Genomic DNA, 20,147 nt, shown 5'->3' with positions numbered 1-20,147 from the left:
ACAAACGACAAGCTAAGAGCCATGACCGCACGAGACAACATGAATCCCACGCAAACCACGCTGACCAACTTCATCGACGCGCATCGTCCCGCGCAGGAGGCCTTCCTTGCCGAGCTGGTCAAGGTGCCCTCGGACAATCCGCCGGGCGACTGCGACGCCCACGGCGCGCGCGCGCGGCAGCTGCTCGAAGGCCTGGGCTTCCAGGTCGAGGCGCACAAGGTGCCCGACGAACTGGTCAAGGCCGCCGGCATGATCAGCGCCACCAACCTGATCGTGCGCAAGACCTTCGGCAATGGCGGCCCGACCATCGCGATGAACGCGCACGGCGACGTGGTGCCGCCGGGACTGGGCTGGACCAAGGACCCGTACGGCGGCGAGATTGCCGACAGCGAACACGGCCCGGTGATGTACGGCCGCGGCGTGGCGGTGTCGAAGTCGGATTTCGCCACCTACACCTACGCGGTGCTGGCGTTGATGGAAGCGGAAAAGCAGGGCGCGAAGCTGAACGGCACCGTCGAGCTGCAATTCACCTACGACGAGGAAACCGGCGGCGACATCGGCCCGAAGTTCCTGCTGGACCAGGGCCTGACCAAGCCCGACTACGCGATCTCGGCCGGCTTCTCGTACGGCATCACGTCGGCCCATAACGGCTGCCTGCACGTCGAGGTCACGGTCAAGGGCAAGCAGGGCCATGCCGCGATGCCGCATACCGGCGTCGACGCAATCGAGGCCGCGACCCATATCCTGCAGGCCGTCTACGGCCTGCGCGCCGAGCTGGCGACGCGCAAGTCCAAGGTGCCGGGCATCGACACCGCAACGCTGAACGTCGGCCTGATCAAGGGCGGCATCAACACCAACGTGGTGCCCGACCTGGTGACGTTCCGTATCGACCGCCGGATGATCCCGGAAGAGATCGGCTTCGACGCGGAAGGCGAGATCCGCGCGGTGGTCGAGAAGGCCGCCAAGGACCGCCCGGGCATCGAGGTCAAGGTCGAGCGCATCATCCTGGCCGAGCCGCTGTCCGAACTGCCGGGCGTGGAGAAGCTGATCGGCGCCCTGAAGAGCCGCGCCGAGGAAGTGTTCGGCGTCGATATCCCGGTGCACGGCGTGCCGCTGTACACCGACGCCCGCCACTACACCAGCCGCGGCATCCCGACCGTGCTGTACGGCGCCGGCCCGCGCACGCTGATGGAAGCCCGCGGCCACAACTCGGACGAAAACCTGCGGCTGAACGACCTGAACCGGGCCACCAAGGTGGTGGCGCTGGCGTTGTCGGATTTGATGTCGTAACTTTTCCGGCGTGTCGGCTTACTAGCTGCATACCAAGGGCCGACCGGACAACCCGCGGCCCGTATCGTGCTATCATCGACCGGTCTTAAAAGCCTTCTGCCGCTTCGGTGAAAGCCAAAGGCCAGCGGAAGGTCCAGCCCGAGCTTGGGTTGGAAAGGCTTAGCAACTAGCGGGGTGTTTGCATCAAAAGCTAAGCGCCGCCTCGGCCCTGCCGAGGTCCCACCTGGAGTGGGATATCCAAGAGAGACCCCGCAACTATTTCCGGACGCCCCCTTTATCAAGGGGGCGTTTGCTTTTGGAGACGCTCTTCTTGCCCCCGGCGTTTCTATGCGATCTGGGGGCCAGGTCGTTAGGGTCGCGCTCTTCCCAGACGCATGCGAGCAGCTTGCGAAAGCTGAAGGGTTTTTTCAGCACCGGCTTGTCGTAGTACAGCACGTCCTCGGGAAATGCGGTCTCGACCCGCACCCGGATGAGTTTCGGCTCTTCCGGCGGGGCGTGCTTCTGGATCCGCATCATGACGTAGTAGTTGATCGTCGTGTGTATTGCGTCCGCCTCGTCATCCACCAACTCCACTTGCACAAAATTGTTGCCGGCTACGCTCCAGACACGGGTCTCGCTTCGGATCAGCGCGCTCATGATTCGCGGCAGATTCAGGGACAGCCGATAACGGCGCGGGCAAAACATGCGGACTTTGGCGCCATCACGAATCAGATATCCGGCTGGTATCTCCTCGCGCAGCGCGTCGATAGGGCGACGACTGTAGCAGTGGTTCGTGTAGGCGATCTCGACGCGCATTCGCTTAACTTGTCCGCCCCGTAGCGGGACGTCGACAACGGTGCGGTACGGTGCCAGATGAGAGATGTCGAAATCAGTGCCTGCAATCTTGATGTAGGTCGGCATAAGGGGCGGCACCGACCGCTGGACCGGTGGGCCGGCAGCCAGCCTACCGAACCGCCCCGCTTATTACTGTCGCAGTTTGCCGGGAACTGACGCTGGCGAGCAAAACACTTCGGCTGGACAGGGCCGGCGTTAGAGCGGCATTGCCAACCGTTTTGACCCACTCCGATCACCGCGCCAGAATCTCTTCAGGCAACGCCGTCGCCCCCGCCCCCAACGGCCTCTGCATCAGCGCCGTATCGATCCACTGTCCATGCTTGAAGCCGACCGCCTCCAGCCGGCCGGCCATGCGAAAGCCCATGCGTTCGTGCAGCGCGATCGAGCCGTTGCCCTCGCCGCCGGCGGGGCAGGCGATCACGGCGACCATCTGGCGCCAGGGGCCGTTCTCGCAACGGGCCAGCAGCGCGGCGAGCAAGACCGCGCCGATGCCGCGGCCGCGGTGGCGCTCGTCCAGGTAGATCGAGTCCTCGATGGTGTGACGGTAGGCGCTGCGGGTCCGATAGGCTGACGCGTAGGCGTAGCCCGCGACGACCGGGCGGCCGTCGCTCTGCAGTTCGGCCACCAGATAGGGCAGGCCCTTGGCCAGCACGGCGGCGCGGCGTTCCCGCATTTCCTCGAGCGTCGGCGGTACTTCCTCGAACGAGGCGCGGCCGTGCAGCACGTGGTAGGTGTAGATCGCGTGGATTGCCGGGAGATCGTCGTCGGTGGCATTGCGCACGGTCGGCGCGGCAAGGTTGGCCTGGTTCGTGGTCATGGGCTGCTGTAGTACGGATGGGGACGCGCGGCGAACCGGTTCGCCGGCGCTGCTTGTATAGTCCGTCGTGTTCGAAGATGACAACGTTTGCGTTTCGAGGTGACGAACCGATGATCAAGATTTACCACAATCCGCGCTGCTCCAAGTCGCGCGACACGCTGGCGCTGGTGCAGCAGGCCGCCGAGCGCCTGGGCGAACCGGTCGAGGTGGTCGAGTATCTGAAGACGCCGCCGACGCTGGCCACGCTCAAGCAACTGCAGGCGCTGCTCGACGTGCCGGTGCGGCAGATGGTGCGCGACAACGAAGCCATCTACGCCGAGCTCGACCTGGCCGATCCTGGGCTCAGCGATACCGAGGTGCTGCAGGCCGTCGCCGATCATCCGATCCTGCTGCAGCGGCCCATCGTGGTGCGCGGCCAGCGCGCGGCGATCGGCCGGCCGCCGGAGAACGTCGCCGCGCTGCTTTCCTGACCGCCAAATAGAAACCGGCCTCCGTGTGGAGGCCGGCCCGGTGCTGGAGGCGCGGTAGCTTCAGGCGGGTCGTTATTGGACACCCAGCCAGTGCATGGCCTCCTGACCGAAAGCGATGGCCGCCAGCACGATCAGCAGCAATACCAGCGCCACGGTGCTGACATAGACCGTGGCCTTGGCGATGTCGGCTTCATCGTCGGCGGGGTGGGAGTGGGCGACACTGTGCGCGTGCGGTGGCCGGTGCAGCCGTTCGGCCAGATGCCGCCAGTGAAGATCGGGATGGAAACGCATGATCGACACCTCCTCGACAGGAACGCGCGTCAGGCGGTCTTGACCAAAGCGGCGGACCGCCATGCATGGCAAGGCGCCGCAGTTGCGCACGGCGCGGCGTCGGAACGGCCATGCACGCTTTTACTATAGGCGATGGCGGCATGGCGGGCGCCGCGGCGTGGCGCGGACGCGACCTAAGGGTCAACCCTGCTGTGCGAGGTCGTCGGGCGGCGCGGAGGTGTCGCCGGGTTCGGCGGGTTCGGCGGGTTCGGCCGGTTTGGCCGGTTTGGCCGGTTTGGCCGGTTTGGCCGGTTCGGCCGGTTCGGCCGGTTCGGCCGGTTCGGCGGGGGGCTGCGGGGCGATCGCGGCGAGGGCCGCTTCGCGCTCGCGCAAGGCGGCCAGCATGTTGCAGAACAGCGCGCCCTGCTCGTGCGCATCGTCCAGCGCGACATGCGTATGCGGCAGCGGGTCCTTCCAGGCGTCCGGCAGCGCGGCCTTGACGGTGCGGCGGTAGCGCAGTCCCGTCAGCGAGAAACCCAGCGTCTTGATGTCGAGCGCGGCCCAGCCGAATGGCGAACGGCCGGCGAAACGCATCATGTACCAGAACATCCAGGTGAAATCGAAGCCGGCGGGGAAGGCCACGAACACCGGCTTGCCCGGCAGGCTTTCGACCCATTCGACATAGCGCACCATCGCCTGCTCCGGCGGCTGCAGATCGCGCCGGCACGCGGCCCAGGCCTCGGGCTCGGATTCCCACCACTTCATCTGCACCGGGTGGCCGACGGCACCCGGCAGCGTTTCCAGATTCGCCGAGAAGGTGCCGAGCACGGTCTTGTCGGCCAGCATCGCCACCGAGGCGAACGACAGCATCGAGTGCGGGCCGGGGATCGGACCGTCGGCCTCGACGTCGGTGCTGACGTAGATTTCGGGGCGGGTGTCGGGGGCCTGTTGCTTCGCCATGGTCGGATGCGCGCGGTTAGCCGACGTCGATCAGATGATCGGCGACGAAGGGGTTGTCGCGCCGCTCGTCGCCGAAGGTCGAGACCGGTCCATGGCCGGGCACGAAGGTCACGTCGTCGCCCAGCGGCCAGAGCCTGGTACGGATCGAGCGGATCAGGTCGGCGTGGTTGCCGCGCGGGAAATCGGTGCGCCCGATCGATCCGGCGAACAGCACGTCGCCGACGATGGCCAGGCGATGCGGCCGGGAGAAGAACACCACATGGCCGGGCGTATGGCCGGGGCAATGGTAGACCCCGAGCGTTTCTTCGCCGAACTGCACCGTATCCCCCTGATCCAGCCAGCGATCGGGTTCGAACGCCTCGGCGTGGCCAAAGCCGAAGCGCTTGGTCTGCTCGGGCAGCTGGTCGATCCAGAACTGCTCGTCGCGATGCGGTCCTTCGATCGGCACGCCGAACTCGCGCGAGAGCGCGGCGGCACCGGCGCAATGGTCCAGATGGCCGTGCGTCAGCAGGATCTTTTCCAGCGTCACGCCCTGCTCCTTCAGCGCGGCCTGGATCCGGTCCAGATCGCCGCCGGGATCGCAGACCGCGGCGCGCCCGCTGCGCTCGTCGATCAGCAGGGAGCAATTCTGTTGGAAAGGCGTGACGGGAATCAGCAGGACTTTCATCGTCGGGCAGGTGGTGCGAACGCGCGGAGGCCGCGCGGGTGGGGTGGATCTGGCGTCATGGCCGAGCGGACGGCCTGTCTCGTCGCATTGTAGCGTCGGCCTTTGATAGACATCGCCGGGTCAGAACTTTGTGGCGAGTAGTGCCTTTTCGTTGCGTCGAGGTCAACGGCAGGGATAGTCCGGAGAATCCCCGCAATCCGTTGTCAGTTCGGGGATTGCGAGCAATTGCACGCCGTAGCCAGACAATTCGTAACAAAATCACTGTAAATCGCGCGGACGACCGATGTTAGACTCGCGCGATGCTTTGGCCGACCCACCCCCTGACCCATGCTCGCCGCGCGCTCCGCTACGGCTTTCACGCCGTCTGCGCGTTGACGCTGGCCGCCTGCGCGGTGTCGCCGAACGACAATCCCGATGGCGCCGCCGCCGACCAGAATGCGGCGCCGACGGCTGCCACGCCCGCTGCGAAGCAGGCGCAGGCGCGCAAGTCCCGATCCCCGAACCAGGACAATCGCGCCGCCGCCGGCAACGAGCCGTCTACCGCCGCCAATACCGAAACGCCGGCCCCGACCGGCTCGTGGCGCCTGTTCAGCTGGGGCGACGACGACAGCAGCGACAGCGAGTCCGCGTCGCGCGGTACACCGCGCGGCTCTTCGCTGGAAGGCCTGCGCGCGGATATCGGCACCTTCGAGCAGCGCGGCACGGCCTCGTGGTACGGCAAGCAATTCCATGGCCGCAAGACCGCCAACGGCGAGCGCTTCGACATGGGCGCGATGACCGCGGCCCATCCGTCGCTGCCGCTGGATAGCTGGGTGCTGGTGCGCAACCTGCGCAACGACAAGGTGGCGGTGCTGCGCATCAATGACCGCGGCCCGTATCACGGCAACCGCGTGCTCGACGTGTCGTATCGCGCGGCCAAGCGGCTCGGCTTTGTCGACCGCGGGCACACCCAGGTCGAAATCCGCCGGCTGTCGCGCACCGAACTGGCCGCGCTCGGGCCGCTGCGCGAACCGGGCATGGACGATGGCGCCACCGATGGCGGTGGCGACGGCGTGGACGACGACACCGCGGCCAGGACGGTCAAGCCCAAGCGCGTGGTGCTGAAGACGCGCAAGACGGCCAGCAAGGCGAATGCTCGCTGAGGCCGGATTCCCTTTCCTCGCCTCCTTCCTCGCGCATCGGCGCGGCTCCGGCTGCGTCGTCGCCGCCGACCCGGCGACCCGCGGCATCGGCGTTTGCCTCGGTCACCACGTTGGTCTCTTCGCCGGTTCCACCCGGCACCTTCACCGGAGCGCCTGAGCGGCGCGGACCACGATGCCGGCGCGCATGGCTCCGCCTCGCATCTTTCCGGTCTGCATCCTTCCGACCTTATTCCTGCTCGCGGCGCGCCAGCGCCATCCGATAGAGCGCCTGGGTATCGGCCCCGGTGATCGCCGCGGCCAGCTTGGCGGCGCGCTTGGCCGGCAACTCCTCCAGCAGCAGCCCCAGTACCCGCTGCGCGTTCGCGTCCAGCGCGGCCTCGCCCTTGGCCGGTGCGCCGGCTCCCTCGATCACCAGCACGAACTCGCCCTTGCCCCTGCCCGCATCGGCGGCCAGCCAGGCCGGTGCGTCGGCGACCGTCATCGTCTCGGCCTGCTCGAACAGCTTGGTCAGTTCCCGGCCGATCAGCAGCCGGCGCGCCGGCGGCAGCTGCTGCGCGAGCGCGGCCAGCGTGTCGGCAATGCGGTGCGGCGCTTCGTAGATGACCCAGGCATGCTCCAGCGTCGCCAGCGCGGCGATCGCGTCGGTGCGCGCCTTGGCCTTGCTCGGCAGGAAGCCGGCAAAGGTGAAGCGGCCCGCGCCGGTGTCGAGCATCTCGCCGGCAACCGACAGCGCGGCGATGGCGGCGCTCGGTCCGGGCAGCGGCACCACACGATGGCCGGCGGCGCGCACCGCTTCGACCAGCCGCGCGCCGGGGTCGGAAATCCCGGGCGTGCCGGCATCCGAGACATAGGCGATGCGCTCGCCCGCCGCGAGCCGCTCGGCCACGCGCGCGCCGGCCTCGCGCTCGTTGTGCTCGTGCACCGCCAGCAACGGCCGCTGCAGACCCAGCCGCGACAGCAGCTGGCCGGTATTGCGGGTGTCCTCGCAGGCGATCGCGTCGGCAAGGCCGAGCACATGCAGCGCCCGCAGCGTCAGGTCGGCGAGATTGCCGATCGGCGTGGCGACGACGTACAGCGTGCCGGTGGGATAGGACTGGCCGGTTGCCAGCGAGATCCAGTCAGTCATGCTTGAGAACTTCCGTTGATGCGCACATTCAAAACCTCGGCACGCGACCCGGCACGCGGTTCGGCCACAGAGCGGGCCAAGGACGGCACGAAGGACACGGCGAAAGCGCGCGGCGAACGCGCCGAGGCGCGGGCGCTGGCCTATCTGCAGGGCCAGGGCCTGGCGCTGGTGGTGCGCAATTATCGCTGCAAAGGCGGCGAGCTGGACCTGGTGATGCGCGCGCCCGATGGCACGCTGGTCTTCGTCGAGGTCCGTTCCCGCAGCAGCGATGCGTTTGGCGGCGCGCTGGCCAGCATCACGACGACCAAGCGCCAGCGCATCCTGCAGGCGGCCAATCACTATCTGGCGACGCTGGACCACGCGCCGCGCTGCCGGCTCGATGTGGTCGCGATCGGACCGCGGCGGCTCGAATGGCTGCGCGATGCGTTCGGCGCGGGCGAGCCGGAATGACCGGGCAGCGCTTCCTCGCCGGGCGCTTGCATGGCACGGTGGCCGCTGCGGCCAGGCTGTCCGTCATAATGCGCGTTGCGGCGCACGGCCGACCGGGCATGCCCGAGCGCGGCACAGGCCGCCGTGCCGGCTGCCGATCCTCTTTCGCATTACCGCTACAGCAAGGAACGCATGAAGACTTCGCTTTTTTCGCGCGACGCGCTCGCTGAATCGACGCCGGGCCGTGCCCAGCCCGTCCGCGGCGCCAGCCGATTGGCCGCCATCGCCCGCGCCGCCGCCACCGCCACGCTGATGCTGACGGCCGCCACGCAGTTGAGCGGCTGCTTCCCGGTGATCGCCGGCGCCATGGGCGCCGGCGTGATGAGCGCCACCGACCGCCGGCCGACGTCGATCCAGGCGGTCGACCGCGGCCTGCAGCTCGAGATCGAAAACACGCTGGCGACGCGCTACAGCGGCGCCGCGCGCGTCAACGTCACGGTGTTCAACAAGAAGGTGCTGCTGACCGGCGAGGTCAAGGACACCAGCCTGCGCCAGCAGATCGAGCAGTACGTCCGCGGTCTGCCGAACGCCCGCGAGGTCGTCAACGAGCTGGAAGTCGTGTCGTCGCCATCGTTCGCGGCGCAGAGCCAGGACGCCTTCGTGACCAGCAAGGTCAAGACGATGCTGATGACGGCCGAAGGCGTGCCGTCGAATTCCACCAAGGTCACCACCGAGCGCGGCGTGGTCTATCTGATGGGCCTGGTGACCCGTCCCGAGGGCGATCGGGCCACCGAGACGGCGCGCAATGTCGGCGGCGTCAGCAAGGTGGTCAAGGTATTCGACTACATCGACGAAACCGAGCGCGCCCGCCTGGACGCGGCCGCATCGTCGCAGAACGCGGCGCCGGGCGAACCGGTCGGCGGCACCCCGGCACCGGTGCAGACCGCGCCGGGCTCCGCGGCGCCGACCGCCCCCGCCCCCGTCGGCGCCGACCTGTCTTCGCCGGTAACAACGTCGACCACCGCGCCGACCACCGCGCCGACGACGTCGCCCGTCCCGGGCCCGGTCAGCCTGCCTCCGGGCCGCAACCTGCCCTGATTCCGTCCTGACCCTGCCTGACCGCACAGGCGCGCCGGAGATCCTTCGATCCGGCCCGGCGCGCCTTGCTCCGTCCCTCCGCCGTCCGGCTCCCTCCCGCCGCGCCTCCGGCTGACCTACGCTGGTGTTGCGGCGGCCCAATGGCGTTCGCCGTCCGACCATCTGCGAAAACCGCAGTACGCCCGCGCCGGTTGATGTGATAGGGTTGCCCTGCCTTGCGCGTCACACACGCGCCCGACCGGCCGGTCGTTCGTCCGGTCCGCGCCGCGCGGCCGATCGATGCGCCGAGGTGCCGATTCGAGGAGCGAGACCATGAAGAACAACAATCCCCCGCGAACCGCCGCGGCTTGCCTGGCCGCCATGGCGATGCTCGCGATGGCGCCGGCCAGTGCCGCCGATGCCACGACCGAGCAGGCCCGCAACTGGGCGGCCGCCTGCGCCGCCTGCCACGGCCCTTCCGGCCGTGCACCCGCCGGAAGCCCGGTGCCGGGACTGGCGGGCCGGCCGCAGTCCTATCTGATCGAACAGATGCAGGCGTTCAAGACCGGCAAGCGCGAGGCCACGGTGATGCACCAGATCGCCAAGGGCTATACCGACGAGCAGATCGCAGCGATGGCGAAGTGGTTCGCCGCGGTCAAGTAATGCGGTCCCAGGAACGAGCAAGGGGAGGCTGACATGCAACGACGCAAATTTCTCGGTGCGGCCGCAGCCGCCGCGGCGGTCGGCCCGGCGACCCTCGGCACGCTGCTCGGCGGCTGCGCCAGCGCCGGCACGTCCCGCGCCAGCGGTGGCAAGGTGGTGGTGGTCGGCGGCGGCTACGGCGGCGCGACCGCCGCGCGCTATCTGCGCGAGTGGAGCGACAACACGATCGACGTGACGCTGGTCGAGCCGAACCCGACGTTCATCTCCTGCCCGCTGTCGAACCTGGTGCTGGGCGGCAGCAAGCGGATCGAGGACCTGACGATTTCCTACGATGCGCTGAGCCGGCGCCACGGGGTCAAGGTCGTGCGCGACACCGTCGCCGCGATCGACCCGTCGAAGCGCCAGGTACGCCTGGCCAGCGGCGCCACGCTGCCGTACGACCGCCTGGTGCTGTCGCCGGGCGTCGACTTCATGCCCGACGACGTGCCGGGACTGAAGCGGCCCGGCGGCGACCAGATCCTGCACGCATGGAAGGCCGGCCCGCAGACCGTTGCGCTGCGCCGCCAGCTCGAAGCGATGCGCGACGGCGGCACCTATGCGCTGACGGTGCCGCTCGCGCCTTACCGCTGCCCGCCGGGACCGTACGAGCGCGCCTGCCAGGTGGCGCACTATTTCAGCCAGGCCAAGCCGCGCAGCAAGGTGCTGATCCTCGACGCGAACCCCGACGTGACATCGAAGGCCGCGCTGTTCAAGCAGGTCTGGGCCAGCAAGTACAAGGGCATCGTCGAATACCGGCCGCAATACCGGACCGTCGATATCGACCCGGCCACGCGCACGCTGAAGTTCGAGGTCCAGGACGACGAGCGGGTCGACGTCGCCAACGTGGTGCCGGCCCAGCGCGCCGGCGCGATCGCAGTCAATACCGGGCTGGCCACCGCCAACGGCCGCTGGTGCGAGGTCGACTTCCTGACCTTCGAATCGAAGGCCGTGCCGAACATCCACGTGCTCGGCGACGCCATCCAGATCGCGCCGCTGATGCCGAAGTCCGGCCACATGGCGAACCAGCACGGCAAGATCGCGGCGGCCGCGATCGTCGCGCTGTTGTCGGGAAGGCAGCCCAATCCCGAGCCGCTGTACAACAACACCTGCTACAGCTTCACGTCCGATCGCGAAGTGATCCACGTCGCCAGCGTGCATCGCTACGATCCGCAGAAGAAGACGATGGTGACGGTGCCGGACTCCGGCGGCGTGTCGACGGCGCCCAATACGCTCGAAGGCACCTACGCGTTCGCCTGGGCCAACGCGATCTGGGCGGACGCGCTCGGATAAGCCCGGATAAGCGCCCGGGCCGCGCCGCGCCAGGCGAGGACGCGGCAATGCCGGCATCAAGCCACCGCAAATGACGTGACGGCTGCGGCGTCGCGCCGCGGCTTGCTGCTTGCGCCGGCATGAATCTCCTCGCGTGCGCCATAGCGGCTGGTGCATACGCGGCTCCATGTGTCGATGACGGGCGAAATGCGGCAATACTGCGCGACGTAGTTCTTGTTCGGATGCGTGCGCAGCAGCGGCTGCAACGGTTTGGTGTCGCCGTCCGCCGCGATGGCGTCCCGCGCCGACTTGTCGATGGCGGTCGCGATGACCGAGTGGCCCCAGACCAGCTGCAGCGCGCTGCGCGACAAGGCCGTGCCGGGTTGCGCCTGCTTTTCCACGGCAGTGCCCGTCAGAAACGCCGCCACCTTGCGCCCGTTTTCCGGGCTGATGCGCCAGCCGTTGCCGAGCGGATCCATATGAAGCAGGTCCAGCAGGGATAGTCGTATCCGATCGCTGGTCGGCTTATCCGACAGCACGAAGTTCATCGCGCGGTGATATGCCCCCAGGCCGCACGCGACGTGATCGTTCGCCAGGATGGCCGCGTCCTCGCTCGTCGCCACGGTGTCGCGCAGCGCTATCCACAGTCGCGGCACGCGGTCCTGGCCCGCGCGGTCGATGGCAAAAGACGAGTGCGCCCCCTGAATCAGGAAGGGCAGCACCCGCCTGCGGGCATCGCTGAACGACATGCCGCGGATTTCGTTGGCCAGTGTTCGGCAATACGCTGGATGGTCGCATCGTCGTCCAGCATGCGGCACAGCCCGGCCACCGCGCTTCCCTGGTGCATCGGATCACCGGTTTCCGCGAGAGAAAGAATGTGCCGGCTGGTGCTGCACAACGCGACGAGCCGCCGAATGTTGACGGCGTCGCGCCACGCCGCTTCGGCGACGATCGGCACGGAGATCGAGACGGCAATACGTTCGAGCGCGGAGCGATCGCCCTTTCGGCCGGCCGTCCGAATGCGCGCCAATGCCGCCGACGCGTCCCGGATGACCTCCATGGAAGCCGCCATGCAGGCAATGTTCTCGCTTGCCTCGGTTCGCTTCCCTTGCCCGATCGAATCCACTGCGAGTCCATAGAGGCTGTCCACGTACCGGAACGTGTGGAACTGTGTCTCGGTCAGCAATACCTGGCCGTCCAGGCCGATGCCCCGAAACACCTTGTCGAACAGTTTCCTGCAGAGGCTGCGCTGTTTTTGCACCGCTTCATCGAGCTCTGCAATGGCGCGCGTCGGCCGCTTTGCAAGCGGTGGCGTCAGATAGCGCAGACGGCCCGAATAGGGGCCGATCTGCACGGCGCCCCTTTTTTCGAAGTACGGCGCCGTAGAGCCCATCGCGCCGGCCGCGTCGCCATGTGCGGCGGCTGCCGTGCCTTCGGCGGCTTGCAATAGCGCCTCGTGGGAACAGGGAGTCGGATAGATCCGAGCCATGTTTCGGTGCTCCTTCGTCGTGGTGGAGGAGCGCAATGTATGGGCGCCGAGTACCGCGGCTCGATCGTCGAATGCCGCGGACTTTAGCAAGGCTGCGAGCATGGCCTCGACTCTCACGACGCTGCGGGGCGGCGGCCACATGGCCCGAGATGGCCCGAGATGGCCCGAGATGGCCGGCGTGGCCTGAGCGCCACCATCGCCGCAGGCGGGGGTAAACGATATATGCGTCATCACGCATATACGCATATAGTGAATCGCATGAACGAACTGGACCGCGTCTTCGAACAGGTGTCGCATTACTTCGCGCTGCTGGCCGAGCCGACGCGGCTGAAGATCCTGCACGCGCTGTGCGACGGCGAGAAGCCGGTCGGCGCGGTGGTCGAGACGGTCGGTTCGTCGCAGGCCAATGTGTCGCGCCACCTGAACGCGATGTTCCGCTCCGGCGTGCTGGCGCGGCGCAAGGAAGCGAACCTGGTGTACTACGCGATCGCCGACCAGAGCGTGGTGGAGCTGTGCCGGACCGTGTGCGTGCAGGTTGCCGCGCGGATCGAGGACGATGCGCAGCAGGTCGCGATGGTGGACCGCTTCATGCCCGCGGAGCCGAAGCGGCGCACGGCCGCACGGCGCAAGCCGGGGGCTGCCGCCGCGGCGCGCTGAGCGCGGCAAGCCGCGAGCAGGACCAGGCGCGCATCGGTCCCCACCGGCGCGCGCGACCCGATACGAACAAGGCATGCCGACCGCGCCCGCACCGGAGCGCGGCGAGCGGCCGGAGGAGACCGAACGTGCCGGACCGCAGTCGCCCGGGCCGCATCGTGCCCGCGCCGGAACACTTCGTCAGCGCCGACCTGCGGCAAGAGATCGGGCGCCACGGCATCGACAGCCGCCGGCGCGATCTGCTGCGCGGCAGCTTTCTCGCGGCGGCCGGCGCCACGGCGGCAGCGGTGGGCCTGGGCAGGCCGGCGCGCGCCGCGGCCGCGGATAGCGCAACCCACGGCGCCGCCAGCAGCGCAACCAGCAGCGCACCCGAAGGCGATCCCGCGATCCTGAAACCCCAACCGTGGGCCACCTCGCTCGGCCAGCCGGTCGCCGCAAGGCCCTACGGCCAGCCTTCCAGTCACGAAACCGCGCTGATGCGGCGCGAATCGCCGGGTTTGACGCGCGTCTCGGCGGCCTCGGTCAGCTTCGCGCCGCTGCAGGGGCTGTTCGGCATCATCACGCCCAACGGCCTGCATTTCGAGCGGCATCACCAGGGCTGGCACGACATCGACCCGACCCGCCATCGGCTGATGATCAACGGCCTGGTCAAGGCCCCCCGCGTCTATACGATGGACGAGCTGATGCGGCTGCCGTCCGTGTCGCGGATGCATTTCATCGAATGCGGCGCCAATACCGGCATGGAGTGGGGCAATGTCGCGGTGCCGACGGTGCAATACACGCACGGCATGCTGTCCTGCTGCGAGTTCACCGGCGTGCCGCTGCGCGTGCTGCTCGACGACGCCGGCGCCGACCAGCGGCGCGGCCGCTATCTGCTGGCCGAGGGCGGCGACGGTTCGGCGATGACGCGCACGATCCCGATGGAGCTGGCCGACGAGATCATCGTCGCCTGGGGCATGAACGGCGAGATGCTGCGGCCCGAGAACGGCTACCCGTTGCGGCTGGTGGTGCCGGGCGTGCAGGGCGTGTCGTGGGTCAAATGGCTGCGCCGGCTGGAACTGGGCGACCGCCCCTGGAACACCAAGGACGAGACGCTGCACTACGTCGACATGATGCCGGACGGCATGCTGCGGCAGTACACGTCGATCCAGGAGTGCAAGTCGGTGATCACCACGCCGTCGGGGGGCCAGCGCCTGACCGGCAAGGGCTTCTACAACGTCAGCGGGCTGGCATGGTCGGGCCGCGGCAAGATCCGGCGCGTCGACGTATCGGTCGACGGCGGGCGCAACTGGCGCACCGCGCGGCTGGAGGCGCCGGTGCTGTCCAAATGCCTGACGCGCTTCAATCTGGACTGGATCTGGGACGGCTCGCCGGCGATCCTGCAGAGCCGCGCGATCGACGAGACCGGCTACGTGCAGCCGACCATCGCGCAGCTGCGCGCGGTACGCGGCACGCGTTCGATCTATCACAACAACGCGATCCAGAGTTGGCTGGTCGCGGCCAGCGGCGAGGTGTTCAATGTCCAGGTGCGATAGCGGCAATCCGGCCCGCGTCGGCGCCCGCGCGGGCTGGCGCCGTGGCGCCATGCTGGCCGGCCTGCTGCTCGGCATCGCGGGGGCGGCGGTCCTGCCGCAAGCCGCGCAGGCCGAGCCGAAAGGCACGGCGCGCACCGACAGCAAGGACAGCAAGGACACCAGGGCGGCCCGCGCCCAGCTCGGCCGCACCGCCACCGCCGCCGAACTGAAGGCCTGGGACATCGACGTCCGCCCCGACTTCCAGGGCCTGCCGCCCGGCCGCGGCACCGTCGCCCAGGGCCAGGCCGTCTGGGACGCGCGCTGCGCCTCCTGCCACGGCGACTTCGGCGAATCCAACGCGGTCTTCACGCCGATCGCCGGCGGTACCACGGCGGCCGATATCGCCAGCGGACGCGTCGCGGCAATGACCGGCTCGCAGCCCTACCGCACCTCGCTGATGAAGCTGAGCACGGTCAGCACGCTGTGGGACTACATCCGCCGCGCGATGCCGTGGGACAAGCCCAGGAGCCTGACCGTCGACGAGGTCTACGCGGTGACCGCCTACATCCTGAACCTGGGCGATATCGTGCCGGCCGACTTCACGCTGTCGGACGCCAATATCGGCGAGGTCCAGCGCAGGCTGCCGAACCGCAACGGCATGACTACCGAGCACGGCCTGTGGCCGGGCCGCGGCAAGCCGGACACGCGCAATACCGCCTGCATGTCCAACTGCGCCGGCAAGGTCGAGGTCAGTTCGCTGATCCCGGAATACGCGCGCGGCGCGCACGGCGACCTGGCGGCGCAGCAGCGCAGCTTCGGACCGGTGCGCGGCATCGCCACCGGTTCGCCCGAGGACGAGGCGAAGCCGCCAGCCGCGCATCAGGCCAAGGCCGAGGCCACCACGGCGGCCGCTCAACCCGTCGGCGCAAGGCTGGCCGGCCAGTACCAATGCCTGGCCTGCCACGCGCCGGACCGCAAGCTGGTCGGACCGTCGTTCCACGAGATCGCCCAGCGCTATCGCGGCAAGGACGCCCACGGTGCGCTCGCACAGAAAATCCGCGGCGGCGGGCAAGGCGCGTGGGGACCGGTGCCGATGCCGCCGCAACCGCAGGTTCCAGAATCGGATATTCAAGCCATGGTGAAGTGGATACTTGAGGCAAAATAGCGTATTGGGCCGCCTGGCGCCTCCATCGAAGGGGGCCGGGCCGGACCAATACGCCGCCGTGCCGGGCAGATCCACTGCCACACGGCCGTGCCGTCCCCACGGCTCATTCCAGTTTGGAGAGGAGAACAATGAAGCAGTTCGTGATCGCAGCCATGATGCTGGCCGGTGCGGCCTCCGCCCACGCCGCCGTCGACGCGGCCAAGGCCCAGGAGATCGCCACCAAGAACGCCTGCATGGGCTGCCACCAGGTGGACAAGAAGCTGGTCGGGCCGTCCTACAAGGAAGTCGCCGCCAAGTACAAGGGCGACAAGGGCGCCATGGCGAAGCTGACCGACAAGGTCAAGAAGGGCGGTTCGGGCGTCTGGGGCCCGGTGCCGATGCCGGCCAACCCGAATATCAGCGAAGCCGACGTGAAGACCGTGCTGGAGTGGGTCCTGGCGGGCGCACCGGCCAAGTAATTGCCTGGTGAGGGGCCGGCGTGCCGGCGGCGATCGCAGTCGCGCTGCGGTAGCCGGCCCGAAGAAGAACGGCAGCAGCAACAGCAGCTACAGCAGCACAAGCAGCAAACGGGCGGCGATGCACCGCCCGCGCCAGGCCGGCCGGCCTGGCGGCCAAACGAATACCGCGGGGCGGGTAGAAGCAGGAGTGCACGACACCATGAACATCACAAGACGAGAGATGCTGCGGGTCAGCGCCGTCGTGTCGCTGATGGCGGCCGCGGGCCTGATCGGCGAGGCGCAGGCGGCCGAATGGAACAAGGCGGCCTTCGAGGGCAAGAGCGTCAACGACGTGATCAAGGCCCTGGGCGGCGGTGCGCCGGAGAAGAGCGGCGCGATCGCCTTCAACGCGCCCGATATCGCCGAGAACGGCGCGGTGGTGCCGGTGGCGGTCACCAGCAATCTGCCCGACACCGAGCAGATCGCGATCCTGGTCGAGAAGAATCCCAATACGCTGGCCGCGGACTTCGTGATCCCGGCCGGTACCGAGCCGTTCGTCTCCACGCGCGTGAAGATGGGCCAGACCTCCGTGGTGCATGCGGCCGTCAAGGCCGGCGGCAAGTGGTATGTCGCCTCCAAGGAGATCAAGGTGACGCTGGGCGGCTGCGGCGGCTGACAAGCCGAGCGCGGATTCCGCTCCCCCAGACTGCCCATCGCAACAGGAGAACGTCATGGCAGACCCGATGCGCGTACGCGCCACCGAGAACGGCGGCGTGGTCGACGTCAAGATTCTGATGAAACACGATATGGAAACCGGCCAGCGCAAGGACGCGTCCGGCAAGACCATCCCGGCCTGGCACATCCAGACGGTCAGCGCCCAGTGCAAGGGCAAGGAGGTCTTCCACGCGAACTTCGGGCCGGCGGTGTCCAAGGACCCGTTCCTGAACTTCAAGTTCAAGGGCGGCGCCAAGGGCGACAAGGTCACGGTGACCTGGGTCGACAATCGCGGCGACAAGCGGACCGACGAGGCCACCATCTCGTGATGCCGGCGCGGGCGGCAGCTTGCCGGCCGCTCTGGTAAGGTGGCCCTTCGGTAGCCGGGTCGGCGGCCGCGCACGAGGCGCGGCGGACACGGCGGAAGGAAGATCATGCGTCGAGCATTCTTTGCAAAGGCGGCCGCCGCGCTGGCGGCGGTCGGACTCGGGAGCCGGGCCGCGGCCCAGACTGCGGCCGCTCCCCGCAGCGGGGGCGGGCGCCACCGCGTGGTGTACCAGCTGTCGGAAGGCAACGACCAGGCGGTGCGCGCGATCGGCAATCTGCGCAACCATCTGGCGGGCGCGCCCAATACGAAGATCGTCGTGGTCGCGCTCGGCTATGGCGTGGATTTCCTGGTCGAGGGCGCCCGCGATGCGCGCGGCAACACCTTCGATGCCGCGGTCGGCGCGCTGGCCGGCATGGGCGTCGAGTTCCGCGTCTGCCGCAACACGCTGACCGCGCGCCAGATTCCCGAGAACAAGCTGCTGCTCGAGACGAAGATCGTGCAGGCGGGCGTGGTCGAGATCGCGCGGCTGCAGCAGGACGAAGGCTACGCCTATATCAAGCCGTAGCGGGATGTGTGGCGCCACGTGCGGCACGATTCGCGCATCGAACGATTGGCGCATAGAACAACAGCGGCCCGCCTGGTCGGCGAGACCGAGAGGAGAAACCCCATGAGACCGAACCGACGCCGCCTTGGCTGGCCCGCGCTGGCCGTCGCCGGCGCCGTCGCGCTGACGGGCGCGATGGCCGTGCAGGCGCAGGGCGAGAGCAATACCACCGACGAAATCGCCAAATACCGGCAGATGCTGGCCGAGGGCAATCCCGCCGAGCTGTGGGAAGCTGCCGGCGAGGAACTGTGGAAAAAGCCGGCCGGGCCGAAGAACGTATCGCTCGAGCGCTGCGACCTCGGCAAGGGCCCCGGCGTGACCAAGGGCGCCTACGCCGAGCTGCCGCGCTACTTCGCCGACGCCGGCAAGGTGATGGACCTGGAGCAGCGGCTGGTGTGGTGCCGCACGACGTTGCAGGGGCTGACCGAGCAACAGGCCAAGGCCACGCCGTTCTCGTCCTCGGGCAAGCGCTCCGACATCGAGCGGCTGGTTGCCTTCGTCACCGGCGAGTCGCGCGGCGTCAAGATGAACGTCAAGCTCGACCATCCGGAAGAAAAGCAGGTCTACGCGCTGGGCAAGAAGATGTTCTATTACCGCGGCGGCGCCTACGACTTCGCCTGCGCGACCTGCCATGCGGTCGACGGCCAGCGCATCCGCCTGCAGGACCTGCCCAACCTGCTGACCGACAAGGGTGCCCAGGCGGCCTACACCACCTGGCCGGCCTACCGCGTGTCCCAGGGCGAGGTCCGCACGATGCAGCACCGGCTCTACGACTGCCTGCGCCAGCAGCGCTTCCCCGAGCCCGCCTACGGCTCCGATGTGATCACCGCGCTCACGATGTTCCTGGCGCGCAATGCCAACGGCGGCACCTATGACGGCCCCGGCCTGAAGCGCTGAACCAGGGGGAGAGCACGAACATGATCCAGAAAAAACAATCGCGGTGGGGCGCCGCCGTTGCCGCCGCAGCGGTCGGCGGTGCGCTCGCGATGCTGGCGGCGCCGGCGATGGCGCAGGATGGCGCGGCATCGAAGGGCAAGGCCACGCCGAAGGCAGCGGCCAATATCCCGCCGGTTTCCGACGGCGACATGAAACGGCTGATCGCCAACTCGTTCAGCTCGAAAGGTCCGGCCACGCTGCAGGGCGTGCTCGAGCGCGACGAGATGCAACAGCTGTGCAGCGATTATCCGGACCGCAGCAAGGTGCCGGCCGCGGTGGCCAGGAAGATCGAGGCCGCCGAGCAGCAGAAGATCCGCTATCCGGCCGACAACCGCTGGCTCGGCGACTGGAAGGAAGGCGAGAAGGTGGCCCAGCTCGGCCGCGGCATGCAGTTCTCCGACCCGCCCGGCGGCGTCAACGGCGGCAACTGCTATGCCTGCCACCAGATGACCAAGGCCGAGATCTCGTTCGGCAATATCGGTCCGTCGCTGTATCAGTACGGCAAGCTGCGCGGCAACTCGGAGGCGGTGCTCAAGTACACCTGGGGCAAGATCTGGGACTCGAACGCCTTCGCCGCGTGCTCGAACATGCCGCGCTTCGGCCATAAGGGCATCCTGACCGAGCAGCAGATCCGCGACGTGATGGCGCTGCTGTTGGACCCGGCCTCGCCGGTCAACCAGTAAGGGGCGCGCGATGCGGGCCACGGCGGTGGTGACGGTCGGCTGGCGGCAGAGGCTGCATGGCGCGATGCTCGCCGCCGCGGCGGTCCTCGCACTGACAGTCGCCACGCCTGCCGCCGCGCTGGAAGTCGGCGACACCGTGCGGCTGCCGGCGGTGCAACTGCTGGATGGCCGCACCGTGCCGCCCGAGCACTGGGCCGGCAAGCCGCTGGTGGTGCAGATCTGGGCCTCGTGGTGCCCGTTCTGCGCGCTGCAGAACCCGCGCCTTCAGAAGCTCTACGACAGCACGCGCGGCACGCCGCTGCAGGTGCTGACCATCAGCATCGACAAGGATCAGAAGGATGCCGTCGGCTATCTGCGCCAGCGCGGCTATACCTTCCCGGCGGCGATGGACACGCCGGCGCTGCGCGCCGCGATCGGCCCGCGCAAGGGCCTGCCCGAGCTCTACGTGATCGACGCCAGGGGCAAGGTCGTCCAGAAGGAAGTCGGCGAGATGCTGGAGGAAGAGGTCGCCGCGCTGGCGAGGTACGCCAGGCCCTGACGCGGCGGCAACGCGGGTCGTGCCCGGTGCTG

At 68.4% G+C, this 20,147-nt stretch carries 25 protein-coding genes; 17 read left to right on the top strand and 8 right to left on the bottom strand.

Going from position 1 to position 20,147, the window contains the following annotated elements:
* Window positions 1-21: 21 nt before the first annotated feature.
* Window positions 22-1,290, top strand: coding sequence for a M20/M25/M40 family metallo-hydrolase (locus tag FOB47_RS24620; protein ID WP_174782274.1), 1,269 nt, complete (start codon window positions 22-24; stop codon window positions 1,288-1,290).
* Window positions 1,291-1,545: 255 nt separating this feature from the next.
* Here FOB47_RS24620 and FOB47_RS24615 read toward each other — a convergent pair whose 3' ends face one another.
* A complete protein-coding gene (locus FOB47_RS24615) occupies window positions 1,546-2,190 on the bottom strand; it encodes a hypothetical protein (protein WP_144425854.1) in 645 nt (214 codons plus the stop codon).
* Between the two features lie 166 nt (window positions 2,191-2,356).
* The gene (locus FOB47_RS24610) at window positions 2,357-2,941 is read right to left on the bottom strand and encodes a GNAT family N-acetyltransferase (RefSeq protein WP_174782273.1); all 585 of its coding nucleotides are present in this window, start codon (window positions 2,939-2,941) and stop codon (window positions 2,357-2,359) included.
* Window positions 2,942-3,051: 110 nt separating this feature from the next.
* Here FOB47_RS24610 and arsC point away from each other — a divergent pair, with 110 nt between their 5' ends.
* Window positions 3,052-3,411: an arsenate reductase (glutaredoxin) gene (arsC, locus tag FOB47_RS24605; protein WP_053822796.1), complete on the top strand. Its 360-nt coding sequence runs from the start codon at window positions 3,052-3,054 to the stop codon at window positions 3,409-3,411.
* Window positions 3,412-3,483: 72 nt separating this feature from the next.
* On the opposite strand, the gene FOB47_RS24600 is transcribed toward arsC, so the two are convergent.
* From FOB47_RS24600 to FOB47_RS24590, 3 genes are all read right to left on the bottom strand, one after another.
* Window positions 3,484-3,765, bottom strand: coding sequence for a hypothetical protein (locus FOB47_RS24600; protein ID WP_226994792.1), 282 nt, complete (start codon window positions 3,763-3,765; stop codon window positions 3,484-3,486).
* Window positions 3,766-3,882: 117 nt separating this feature from the next.
* The gene (locus FOB47_RS24595; protein WP_174782272.1) at window positions 3,883-4,641 is read right to left on the bottom strand and encodes an exonuclease; all 759 of its coding nucleotides are present in this window, start codon (window positions 4,639-4,641) and stop codon (window positions 3,883-3,885) included.
* A 16-nt stretch (window positions 4,642-4,657) separates the two neighbouring features.
* The gene (locus FOB47_RS24590; RefSeq protein WP_174782271.1) at window positions 4,658-5,308 is read right to left on the bottom strand and encodes an MBL fold metallo-hydrolase; all 651 of its coding nucleotides are present in this window, start codon (window positions 5,306-5,308) and stop codon (window positions 4,658-4,660) included.
* Between the two features lie 299 nt (window positions 5,309-5,607).
* Between FOB47_RS24590 and FOB47_RS24585 the strand changes: the two genes are divergently transcribed.
* Entirely contained in the window at window positions 5,608-6,450 is an 843-nt protein-coding gene (locus FOB47_RS24585; RefSeq protein ID WP_390884855.1) for a septal ring lytic transglycosylase RlpA family protein, read from the top strand.
* 226 nt (window positions 6,451-6,676) lie between these two features.
* Here the strand turns inward: FOB47_RS24585 and rsmI are convergent, their stop codons facing one another.
* Window positions 6,677-7,576 (bottom strand): 16S rRNA (cytidine(1402)-2'-O)-methyltransferase, encoded by a 900-nt coding sequence (gene rsmI / locus FOB47_RS24580; protein WP_053822792.1) that lies wholly within the window; start codon window positions 7,574-7,576, stop codon window positions 6,677-6,679.
* An 18-nt stretch (window positions 7,577-7,594) separates the two neighbouring features.
* Here rsmI and FOB47_RS24575 point away from each other — a divergent pair, with 18 nt between their 5' ends.
* The 4 genes from FOB47_RS24575 to FOB47_RS24560 all read left to right on the top strand — a co-directional run bounded on the left by FOB47_RS24575 (window position 7,595) and on the right by FOB47_RS24560 (window position 11,074).
* The gene (locus FOB47_RS24575) at window positions 7,595-8,026 is read left to right on the top strand and encodes a YraN family protein (protein WP_053822791.1); all 432 of its coding nucleotides are present in this window, start codon (window positions 7,595-7,597) and stop codon (window positions 8,024-8,026) included.
* 291 nt (window positions 8,027-8,317) lie between these two features.
* Window positions 8,318-9,103, top strand: coding sequence for a BON domain-containing protein (locus FOB47_RS24570; protein ID WP_174782560.1), 786 nt, complete (start codon window positions 8,318-8,320; stop codon window positions 9,101-9,103).
* Between the two features lie 312 nt (window positions 9,104-9,415).
* Complete coding sequence (locus tag FOB47_RS24565) at window positions 9,416-9,745, top strand: c-type cytochrome (RefSeq protein WP_053822790.1); 330 nt, start codon at window positions 9,416-9,418, stop codon at window positions 9,743-9,745.
* Between the two features lie 33 nt (window positions 9,746-9,778).
* The gene (locus FOB47_RS24560) at window positions 9,779-11,074 is read left to right on the top strand and encodes an NAD(P)/FAD-dependent oxidoreductase (protein WP_053822789.1); all 1,296 of its coding nucleotides are present in this window, start codon (window positions 9,779-9,781) and stop codon (window positions 11,072-11,074) included.
* A gap of 56 nt (window positions 11,075-11,130) precedes the next feature.
* Here the strand turns inward: FOB47_RS24560 and FOB47_RS24555 are convergent, their stop codons facing one another.
* Both FOB47_RS24555 and FOB47_RS24550 read right to left on the bottom strand, forming a co-directional pair.
* Window positions 11,131-11,802 (bottom strand): hypothetical protein, encoded by a 672-nt coding sequence (locus tag FOB47_RS24555; RefSeq protein WP_174782270.1) that lies wholly within the window; start codon window positions 11,800-11,802, stop codon window positions 11,131-11,133.
* On the bottom strand, window positions 11,760-12,542 hold the full coding sequence (locus FOB47_RS24550) for a hypothetical protein (protein WP_174782269.1): 783 nt from the start codon (window positions 12,540-12,542) through the stop codon (window positions 11,760-11,762). The genes FOB47_RS24555 and FOB47_RS24550 overlap by 43 nt, the downstream gene beginning before the upstream one ends.
* A gap of 258 nt (window positions 12,543-12,800) precedes the next feature.
* Here FOB47_RS24550 and FOB47_RS24545 point away from each other — a divergent pair, with 258 nt between their 5' ends.
* From FOB47_RS24545 to FOB47_RS24500, 10 genes are all read left to right on the top strand, one after another.
* Window positions 12,801-13,199: an ArsR/SmtB family transcription factor gene (locus FOB47_RS24545; RefSeq protein WP_226994791.1), complete on the top strand. Its 399-nt coding sequence runs from the start codon at window positions 12,801-12,803 to the stop codon at window positions 13,197-13,199.
* Between the two features lie 125 nt (window positions 13,200-13,324).
* Window positions 13,325-14,731, top strand: a complete 1,407-nt coding sequence (soxC, locus tag FOB47_RS24540) for a sulfite dehydrogenase (protein WP_174782268.1) — start codon at window positions 13,325-13,327, stop codon at window positions 14,729-14,731.
* On the top strand, window positions 14,715-15,875 hold the full coding sequence (locus FOB47_RS24535) for a c-type cytochrome (RefSeq protein WP_244959382.1): 1,161 nt from the start codon (window positions 14,715-14,717) through the stop codon (window positions 15,873-15,875). The genes soxC and FOB47_RS24535 overlap by 17 nt, the downstream gene beginning before the upstream one ends.
* Before the next feature lie 128 nt (window positions 15,876-16,003).
* Entirely contained in the window at window positions 16,004-16,333 is a 330-nt protein-coding gene (locus tag FOB47_RS24530) for a c-type cytochrome (RefSeq protein WP_006577473.1), read from the top strand.
* 199 nt (window positions 16,334-16,532) lie between these two features.
* Window positions 16,533-16,988, top strand: a complete 456-nt coding sequence (soxY, locus tag FOB47_RS24525; protein WP_053823237.1) for a thiosulfate oxidation carrier protein SoxY — start codon at window positions 16,533-16,535, stop codon at window positions 16,986-16,988.
* 55 nt (window positions 16,989-17,043) lie between these two features.
* On the top strand, window positions 17,044-17,355 hold the full coding sequence (soxZ, locus tag FOB47_RS24520) for a thiosulfate oxidation carrier complex protein SoxZ (protein WP_006577471.1): 312 nt from the start codon (window positions 17,044-17,046) through the stop codon (window positions 17,353-17,355).
* 105 nt (window positions 17,356-17,460) lie between these two features.
* Window positions 17,461-17,919, top strand: coding sequence for a DsrE family protein (locus tag FOB47_RS24515; RefSeq protein WP_053822785.1), 459 nt, complete (start codon window positions 17,461-17,463; stop codon window positions 17,917-17,919).
* A gap of 102 nt (window positions 17,920-18,021) precedes the next feature.
* The gene (soxA, locus tag FOB47_RS24510; protein ID WP_053822784.1) at window positions 18,022-18,855 is read left to right on the top strand and encodes a sulfur oxidation c-type cytochrome SoxA; all 834 of its coding nucleotides are present in this window, start codon (window positions 18,022-18,024) and stop codon (window positions 18,853-18,855) included.
* 20 nt (window positions 18,856-18,875) lie between these two features.
* Window positions 18,876-19,577, top strand: coding sequence for a sulfur oxidation c-type cytochrome SoxX (gene soxX / locus FOB47_RS24505; protein ID WP_174782267.1), 702 nt, complete (start codon window positions 18,876-18,878; stop codon window positions 19,575-19,577).
* A gap of 64 nt (window positions 19,578-19,641) precedes the next feature.
* Window positions 19,642-20,115, top strand: a complete 474-nt coding sequence (locus FOB47_RS24500) for a TlpA disulfide reductase family protein (protein WP_244959491.1) — start codon at window positions 19,642-19,644, stop codon at window positions 20,113-20,115.
* Window positions 20,116-20,147 lie beyond the last annotated feature (32 nt).

It is taken from the genome of Cupriavidus gilardii, assembly GCF_013347325.1.
GTDB lineage: Bacteria > Pseudomonadota > Gammaproteobacteria > Burkholderiales > Burkholderiaceae > Cupriavidus > Cupriavidus gilardii.
Note: the sequence above shows the minus strand (reverse complement) of the source record. Positions and strands in the feature narration are given on the sequence as shown.

Coding starts and splice junctions, on each gene's coding strand:
- soxZ (WP_006577471.1), top strand. CDS start 17,044: ATGGCAGACCCGATGCGCGTACGCGCCACCGAGAACGGCGGCGTGGTC.
- FOB47_RS24610 (WP_174782273.1), bottom strand. CDS start 2,941: ATGACCACGAACCAGGCCAACCTTGCCGCGCCGACCGTGCGCAATGCC.
- FOB47_RS24535 (WP_244959382.1), top strand. CDS start 14,715: ATGTCCAGGTGCGATAGCGGCAATCCGGCCCGCGTCGGCGCCCGCGCG.
- FOB47_RS24515 (WP_053822785.1), top strand. CDS start 17,461: ATGCGTCGAGCATTCTTTGCAAAGGCGGCCGCCGCGCTGGCGGCGGTC.
- FOB47_RS24595 (WP_174782272.1), bottom strand. CDS start 4,641: ATGGCGAAGCAACAGGCCCCCGACACCCGCCCCGAAATCTACGTCAGC.
- FOB47_RS24600 (WP_226994792.1), bottom strand. CDS start 3,765: ATGGCGGTCCGCCGCTTTGGTCAAGACCGCCTGACGCGCGTTCCTGTC.
- FOB47_RS24575 (WP_053822791.1), top strand. CDS start 7,595: ATGCGCACATTCAAAACCTCGGCACGCGACCCGGCACGCGGTTCGGCC.
- FOB47_RS24565 (WP_053822790.1), top strand. CDS start 9,416: ATGAAGAACAACAATCCCCCGCGAACCGCCGCGGCTTGCCTGGCCGCC.
- FOB47_RS24620 (WP_174782274.1), top strand. CDS start 22: ATGACCGCACGAGACAACATGAATCCCACGCAAACCACGCTGACCAAC.
- rsmI (WP_053822792.1), bottom strand. CDS start 7,576: ATGACTGACTGGATCTCGCTGGCAACCGGCCAGTCCTATCCCACCGGC.
- FOB47_RS24585 (WP_390884855.1), top strand. CDS start 5,608: ATGCTTTGGCCGACCCACCCCCTGACCCATGCTCGCCGCGCGCTCCGC.
- soxA (WP_053822784.1), top strand. CDS start 18,022: ATGAGACCGAACCGACGCCGCCTTGGCTGGCCCGCGCTGGCCGTCGCC.
- soxX (WP_174782267.1), top strand. CDS start 18,876: ATGATCCAGAAAAAACAATCGCGGTGGGGCGCCGCCGTTGCCGCCGCA.
- FOB47_RS24530 (WP_006577473.1), top strand. CDS start 16,004: ATGAAGCAGTTCGTGATCGCAGCCATGATGCTGGCCGGTGCGGCCTCC.
- FOB47_RS24545 (WP_226994791.1), top strand. CDS start 12,801: ATGAACGAACTGGACCGCGTCTTCGAACAGGTGTCGCATTACTTCGCG.
- FOB47_RS24590 (WP_174782271.1), bottom strand. CDS start 5,308: ATGAAAGTCCTGCTGATTCCCGTCACGCCTTTCCAACAGAATTGCTCC.
- FOB47_RS24570 (WP_174782560.1), top strand. CDS start 8,318: ATGCTGACGGCCGCCACGCAGTTGAGCGGCTGCTTCCCGGTGATCGCC.
- FOB47_RS24555 (WP_174782270.1), bottom strand. CDS start 11,802: ATGTCGTTCAGCGATGCCCGCAGGCGGGTGCTGCCCTTCCTGATTCAG.
- FOB47_RS24500 (WP_244959491.1), top strand. CDS start 19,642: ATGCTCGCCGCCGCGGCGGTCCTCGCACTGACAGTCGCCACGCCTGCC.
- FOB47_RS24560 (WP_053822789.1), top strand. CDS start 9,779: ATGCAACGACGCAAATTTCTCGGTGCGGCCGCAGCCGCCGCGGCGGTC.
- FOB47_RS24615 (WP_144425854.1), bottom strand. CDS start 2,190: ATGCCGACCTACATCAAGATTGCAGGCACTGATTTCGACATCTCTCAT.
- arsC (WP_053822796.1), top strand. CDS start 3,052: ATGATCAAGATTTACCACAATCCGCGCTGCTCCAAGTCGCGCGACACG.
- FOB47_RS24550 (WP_174782269.1), bottom strand. CDS start 12,542: ATGGCTCGGATCTATCCGACTCCCTGTTCCCACGAGGCGCTATTGCAA.
- soxY (WP_053823237.1), top strand. CDS start 16,533: ATGAACATCACAAGACGAGAGATGCTGCGGGTCAGCGCCGTCGTGTCG.